This window comes from Streptomyces synnematoformans (genome assembly GCF_039531005.1).
GTDB classification, from domain to species: Bacteria; Actinomycetota; Actinomycetes; order Streptomycetales; family Streptomycetaceae; genus Streptomyces; species Streptomyces synnematoformans.
In genome coordinates this window covers 1-1,098 of sequence record NZ_BAAAPF010000691.1, presented here as the reverse complement: position 1 = coordinate 1,098, position 1,098 = coordinate 1, and the positions used below count along the sequence as shown (strand labels likewise).

Below are 1,098 nucleotides of genomic sequence, written 5' to 3'. Positions count from 1 at the left end.
CGGCGCTGGCCGCCCGCGCCCACGCCGCGACCGGCCTCGTGCGCGCCCTCCACGCCGCCGCCCACGACGGCGAGGCGCTGGCGGCGGAGCAGGAGGAGCGGTCGGCCGGGCTGCAGCGGGAGTCGGAGACCGCGCACGCCGACGCGGTCGCCGCCGCCACCCGCGCGCAGCGCGCCCGCAGCGAGGCCGACCACCTGCGCCAGCGGCTCGCGGAGGTCGAGCAGGAGACGGCCGAGGCGGTACGGGCCGTCCGGCTGGACGCCGCCGTCGACGCCGCCCCCGACACCGACCCGGCGCGCGCGGCCCTGGTCGCCGGGGACGCGGAGAAGGCCGCGGTCGAGGCCTGGGACGACGCCCGCGAGGCCGCCCGTACGGCGACGGACCGCGCCCGCGAGACGGCGGCGGACCTGGCCCGCGCGGAACTGGCCGCGGCCCGCGCCACGGACGCGGCCCAGGCGTCGGCGGCCGCGTACGAGACGGAGCGCCGCGCGGCGGAGGCGCTGGCGGCGGAGCCCCGGCTGGTGGAGCTGCTGGGCCTGCCGGAGCCGGCCGAGGGCGGCGAGCCGCGGTCGCTGAGCGCCGTGGAGTTCGACCGGGCCGCCGACGGGCTGCAGTCGCTGCTCGACGCGCGCGTCACCGACGACGAGCGGCGGCTGTTCGACCTGCGCACCGCCGCCGGGGACGACGCCCGGATCCTCGCCGCCCTCGGCGACGGCGGCCTGCTCCCGCCGGGGCCTGACGTGCTGGCCGTCGTGGACTGCCTCGGCGAGCACGGCATCCCCGCCCTGCCCGGCTGGCGGTATCTCGCGCAGGCCGTCGACCCCGCCGACCACGCCGCCGTGCTCGCCGCCCGCCCGGAGCTGGTCGACGGCGTCGTCATCACCGACCCCGACACGCACGCCCGCGCCCGCGAGGTGCTGCGCGAGGCCGCGCTGCTGCCCCGCTCGGCCCTCGCCGTCGGCACGGCCGCCGCCCTGCTCGCGCCCCCGCCGCCCACCGGGGAGCGGGACGCCGCGGTGTTCCTCGTCCCGCCCAACCCGGCCATGCACGACGAGCGCGCCGCCGACGACGAGCGGCACGCCCTGCGCGTCCGCGGCG

The 1,098-nt window shown here is 81.6% G+C and carries 1 pseudogene; it reads left to right on the top strand.

From position 1 onward, the window contains the following. A pseudogene (locus ABD317_RS37150) lies at positions 1-1,098 on the top strand (hypothetical protein); the annotation flags it as partial.